Origin of the sequence: Kitasatospora sp. NPDC007106 (genome assembly GCF_040634455.1) — a bacterium.
Lineage (GTDB): Bacteria > Actinomycetota > Actinomycetes > Streptomycetales > Streptomycetaceae > Kitasatospora > Kitasatospora arboriphila.
Map to the genome: position 1 here is coordinate 1 of NZ_JBEYFP010000436.1, position 5,032 is coordinate 5,032.

The 5,032-nt window shown below is 75.7% G+C and carries 7 protein-coding genes; all 7 read left to right on the forward strand.

What is annotated here, in order from left to right; translation table 11 throughout:
• Window positions 1-1,393, forward strand: a 1,393-nt coding sequence (locus ABZ641_RS25490) for a CpaF/VirB11 family protein (RefSeq protein WP_359985228.1), incomplete at its 5' end; no start/stop codon positions are given.
• On the forward strand, window positions 1,393-2,352 hold the full coding sequence (locus tag ABZ641_RS25495; protein WP_344625486.1) for a type II secretion system F family protein: 960 nt from the start codon (window positions 1,393-1,395) through the stop codon (window positions 2,350-2,352). The genes ABZ641_RS25490 and ABZ641_RS25495, both read left to right, overlap by 1 nt.
• Window positions 2,349-3,230, forward strand: coding sequence for a hypothetical protein (locus ABZ641_RS25500; protein ID WP_359985231.1), 882 nt, complete (start codon window positions 2,349-2,351; stop codon window positions 3,228-3,230). Before ABZ641_RS25495 ends, ABZ641_RS25500 begins: the two co-directional genes overlap by 4 nt.
• Before the next feature lie 42 nt (window positions 3,231-3,272).
• Entirely contained in the window at window positions 3,273-3,548 is a 276-nt protein-coding gene (locus ABZ641_RS25505; RefSeq protein WP_030265308.1) for a hypothetical protein, read from the forward strand.
• Window positions 3,545-3,988 carry a TadE family protein gene (locus ABZ641_RS25510; RefSeq protein ID WP_344625484.1) on the forward strand — a complete coding sequence of 148 codons (444 nt, stop codon included), beginning with the start codon at window positions 3,545-3,547 and terminating at the stop codon, window positions 3,986-3,988. Before ABZ641_RS25505 ends, ABZ641_RS25510 begins: the two co-directional genes overlap by 4 nt.
• Window positions 3,985-4,440 carry a TadE family protein gene (locus tag ABZ641_RS25515; RefSeq protein ID WP_359985234.1) on the forward strand — a complete coding sequence of 152 codons (456 nt, stop codon included), beginning with the start codon at window positions 3,985-3,987 and terminating at the stop codon, window positions 4,438-4,440. The genes ABZ641_RS25510 and ABZ641_RS25515 overlap by 4 nt, the downstream gene beginning before the upstream one ends.
• A gap of 46 nt (window positions 4,441-4,486) precedes the next feature.
• Complete coding sequence (locus tag ABZ641_RS25520) at window positions 4,487-4,945, forward strand: hypothetical protein (RefSeq protein WP_344625482.1); 459 nt, start codon at window positions 4,487-4,489, stop codon at window positions 4,943-4,945.
• Window positions 4,946-5,032: the final 87 nt, after the last annotated feature.

The window sequence follows — 5,032 nt, forward strand, 5'->3', positions numbered from 1 at the left end:
GCCGGTCGGCGTCCGGCCGGTCGTCGACCCGCAGGTCGCCCGGGAGCTCAAGCGCCAGGTCGCGGCCGAACTCCACCAGCAGCTCGCCAAGCTGGAGGGCTCCGGCGAGGTCGACCGGGCCACCCGGCGCCAGCGCGGCCGGGCACTGATCGAGGAGGTCGTCGCCCGCTGGTCCGACGCGTACGCGCAGACCCACGGGATCCCGCCGACCCGCGACCAGGACCGCGCGCTCGCCGAGGCCGTCTACGACCTGCTGTTCCGGGCCGGCCGGCTGCAGCCGTACCTGGACGACCCGGAGATCGAGAACATTCTGGTCAACGGCTGCGACGACGTCTGGGTGTCGCGGGCCAACGAGCCGCTGCGGCAGGTACCGCCGATCGCCGACAGCGACGCCGAACTCGTCGAGCTGCTGCAGGACCTGGCCCGCCAGCACGGCGGCGGCGAGCGCAGCCTCTCCACCGCCAGCCCCACCCTGGCGCTGCGGCTGGAGGGCGGCATGCGCCTGCAGGCGCTGACCGAGGTCACCCCGCGCCCGTACGTGGCGATCCGCCGGCACCGGGTCGCCTCGGCGACCCTCGGCGACCTGGTCGGACTCGGCACCCTGGACGCGACGCTGGCGGCCTTCCTGGCGGCGGCGATCCGGGCCAAGAAGAACGTCATGGTCACCGGCACGCAGGGCGTCGGCAAGACCAGCCTGCTGCGCGCGATGGCCGCCGAGATCCCGCCGGACGAGCGGGTCGGCACCCTGGAGACCGAGTTCGAGCTGTGGCTGCACACCCTCGGCCACCTGCGCCAGGTGGTGCCGATGGAGGCCCGGGAGGGCAACGGCGAGCGGGTCGACGGCCGGGTCGCCGGCGAGCTGACGATCGGTGAACTCATCCCGGCCGCCCTGCGGATGACGCTCTCGCGGATCATCGTCGGCGAGGTCCGCTCCGCGGAGGTGGTGCCCATGCTGCGGGTGATGACCAACGGCGAGGGCGGCTCGATGTGCACCCTGCACGCCCGGGCCCCGCACATGGTGGTCGACCGCATCGCCGAACTCTGCCTGGAGTACGGCGCCCACATGACCGACAGCCTGGCCTACCGGCTCACCGCCAACGCCGTCGACTTCGTCGTGCACGTCACCATGGTCGACGAGACCGCGGTCGGCGGCCGCCGGCACCGCTTCGTCTCGCACGTCCTGGAGGTCACCGGCCTCGGCGAGAGCGGACGCCCGGCGATGAACCAGGTCTTCGGCCCGCGCACCGAACAGGGCGAGCCGCGGGCCGTCCCGCATACCCCGCCGCAGTGCCTGGACGACCTGCGCCGGGCCGGCTTCGACGCCGGTCTGCTGCAGTCCCCGTACGGCAGTTGGGGCGCCCCGCTGGGGCTGCGGATCGGCGGTGCCCGCTGATGCTGCTCTACGTGCTCTGCGGCCTCGCCGTCGCCGGCGGGCTGGTCGCCCTGGTGGCCGGCCTGGTCGGCACCCGGGAGGAGAAGCCCGAGGCCCGGCCGGGCAGCGGCCGGCTGCACACCTTCTGGTACGGCGCCCCCGGGACGGCGAGCCCCGGCCGCGCCAGGACCCGGCAGGTCCAGGCCGTGCTCGCGGTGGCCGGCGGCGCCGGCGCCTGGCTGTTCACCGGGATCCCGCTGACCGTGCTGCTGCTGCCGCTCGCCGTCTTCGGCCTGCCCTGGCTGTACGACGCCACCCGCTCCGACACCCGGCGGATCGAACGGCTGGAGGCGCTCGCCGAGTGGACGCAGCGCCTCGCCGACGTGCTGCTGCTCGGCGTCGGCCTCAACCAGGCCGTCGTCACCAGCCGCCGCACCGCACCGCCCGCCCTGGAGGCCGAGATCGGCGACCTCGCCGCCCGGCTGCAGTCCCGCTGGCGGCCGGAGGACGCGCTGCGCGCCTTCGGCGACGAACTCGCCGACGCCACCGCCGACAAGGTGCTCGCCGCCCTGCTGCTGCGGTCCGGCGACAGCGGCCCCGGCCTGGCCCGGGCGCTCGCCGACATCGCCGAGTCGGTCCGCGAGGAGGTCCGCCAGCGCCGCGCCATCGAGGCCGACCGGGCCAAGCACCGCACCACCGTCCGCTGGCTGGTCGGCATCATCCTCGTGGTGATCGCGGCCGGCGCCCTCAACCCGCGCTACACCGCGCCGTACGCGAGCGTCACCGGCCAGGTGGTGCTCGCCGTGGTCGCCGCCGCGTTCGTCGGGGTGATCGCCTGGATGCGCTCGCTCGCCGCCCACACCCCGCTGCCCCGACTGATCGAGCCCGACCGGCGCAGCAAGGCCGGCCGGCTGCCCGGCGACCCGGCCGATGCCGAGCCGTCGCCGGAGGCCGCCGCCGCGGCCAAGGAGGCCCGATGATCTCGCCCTGGGCCGTGCTCGCGGGCGGCGCCGCGGCCGGCGGCCTCGCCCTGCTGCTCGCCGAACTCCGGCCCGCGCCGCCGGACCTCGGCCAGGCGCTCGGCCGGCTGCACCGCACCCCGGACCCGCGCCCCGCCGAGGAGACCCGCCCCGCCTGGTACGACCGGATCGGCGCGGACTCGCTGCGGCTGCCCGGCGCCCGGATCCCGCACCAGCAGCTCGCCCTGATCGGCCGAAGCCCGGCCCGGTTCATGGCGCACAAGCTGCTGTTCGCGCTGGTCGGACTCGTCCTGCCCGGCTACCTGGTGGCGATGGCCGCGGTCGCCGGGATCGGCCTGCCGGTCGCCGTGCCGCTGCTCGCCGGTCCGCTGCTGGCCGCCGTCCTCTGGCTCGTCCCGGACGGCATCGTGGCCGGCGAGGCGAAGGAGGCCCGCACCGAGTACCTGCACGGCGTCGCCGCCTACCTGGAACTCGTCGCCCTGGAGCGGGCCGCCGACTGCGGACCGGCGGAGGCCCTGCGGCGGGCCGCCGCGGTCGGCCGCGGCACCGTCTTCCGGCGGATCCGGGACGCCCTGGAACGCGCCGCCACCGACCGCCTGCCGCCCTGGGACGGCCTCGACGCCCTCGCCGCCGAACTCGGTCTGACCCCCCTCCAGGACCTCGCCGACATCATGCGGATCTCCGGCACCGACGGCGCCGCCGTGTACGACACCCTGCGTGCCCGCGCCAAGAGCCTCCGCGGCGAACTCCTCGCCGAGGAACTGGCGCAGGCCAACACCGACAGCGAGCGGATGGTCGCGCCGGGCTCGGCGCTCACCCTGCTCATGACGGTGCTGATCGTCTTCCCCGCGCTGTACCAGATGCTCGACGTCAGCTGAGCAGCCGACGACCACCCGACCGCCCGTCCTGGAGACCACACCATGACCGAGACCGCGGCCAGGCTCAAGCCCCTGGCCACCGCCCTCCTGCTGCCCGTCCTGCTGCCCCTGCACCTCGGCATGCCCTACCTGCACGTGCGCCTCGGCAGACTGCGCGCCGCCCGTGCCTCCGGCGACCGCGGCGCGATCAGCATCGAACTCGCCCTCACCATCATCGTCCTGGTCGCCATCGCCGGTGCGGTGCTGGCCGCCGTCAAGCTGCTCGCCGGCAAGGCCGAGCAGAAGATCCCCACCGACGTGCCGGACGCGGTGAAGTGATCCGACGCCCGCGCGTCCCCGCCACGCCGCGCACCGCCGCACTGCGCACCGCCGCACTGCGCGACCGCGGGGCGGTCGTCCTCGGCCTGGCCATCGTCTTCCCGGTCGTGCTGACCGCCGTCATGCTCGTGGTGCAGGCCTCGCTCTGGTGGTACGCCGACCAGGTCGCCCTCACCGCGCTGCGCGAGGGCGTCGACGCCGGCCGGGTGCGCGGTGCCACCGCCGAGGACGGGGACGTGCGGGTACGGGAGTTCCTCGCCCGCTTCGGCCGGCTCGCCGAACTCGAGAGCGTCGACCACGCCGGCTCCGACGCCGAGACCCAGCAGATGACGGTGACGGTCCGTCCGCAGTCGGTCGTGCCGTTCTTCGACCGGCTGACCATCACCGAGACGCTCAGCGCACCCCGCGAGCGGTTCGTCCCGCAGGGCGGGCAGCGGTGACCGCCCGCGCCGCCCGCAGGCGGCCGCCCGCGGGCCGCGACACCGGCGCCGTCCCCGTCGAGGCGGCGCTGCTGCTGCCCGTGGTGCTCGCCTTCGTGCTGATCGTGGTCGCCGCCGGCCGGGTGCAGAGCACCGGCGCCGTCGTCGACGCGGCCGCCCGGGCCGGCGCCCGCGCCGCCTCGCTCGCCCGCGGCGAGGACGGCGCCCGGCAGGCCGCTGCGGACGCCGTGCAGGACGTCCTCGGCCGGCGCAAGGTCCGCTGCTCGCAGGACCCGGTCACCCCGGTGTCCTACGGCACCCTGCAGACCCCCGGCGGTGAACTCGCCACCGTCACCGTGCGGGTGCGCTGCTCGGTGCCGCTGCGCGACCTGCTGGGTGTGGACGCGCTGCAGGGGGACAAGACCATGACGGGGGAGTTCACCTCGGTCGTCGACCGCTACCGCGGCGACTGAGCAGGGTCGACCGCCACCGCGGCGACCGAGCAGGAGAGGGGGGCCGGTGGCACACCGGAGAACACCGCCGCGGCGCCGCCGCGGCCCGGACGACGGCGCACTGTCGGTGTACGTGGCGATCTGCGCGGCCGCCCTGGTCGTGCTGGTCGGCATCGTGCTCGACCTCGGCGGACGGCTGCGCGCCATCGAACGCGCCGACGCCCGCGCCCAGGAGGCCGCCCGCGTCGCGAGCCAGCAGCTCGACGTCGAGGCCGTGCTGCAGGGCCGCGGCTACCGCATCGTCAGCCAGGAGGCCGCCGAGCGGGCCGCCGACGACTACCTGCGGGCCTACAACCTCACCGGCACGACCCGGCTGGTGGACGACCGCACCGTCGAGGTGCGGACCACCGGCACCTACACCAGCGCCCTGATCGGCGCGGTGCTCCCCGACTTCACCCACCTCGAGGTGCACGGGTACGGCAAGGCCACCCTCGTGCCCGGCATCACGGAAGCGGAGAACGGCTGATGGCCGCGCGACGAGCCGACGACCCCGCCCGCACCGGCGCCCCCGGCGACCGGACACCCGCCGGCGTCCGGCGACCCGCCGCCGTCC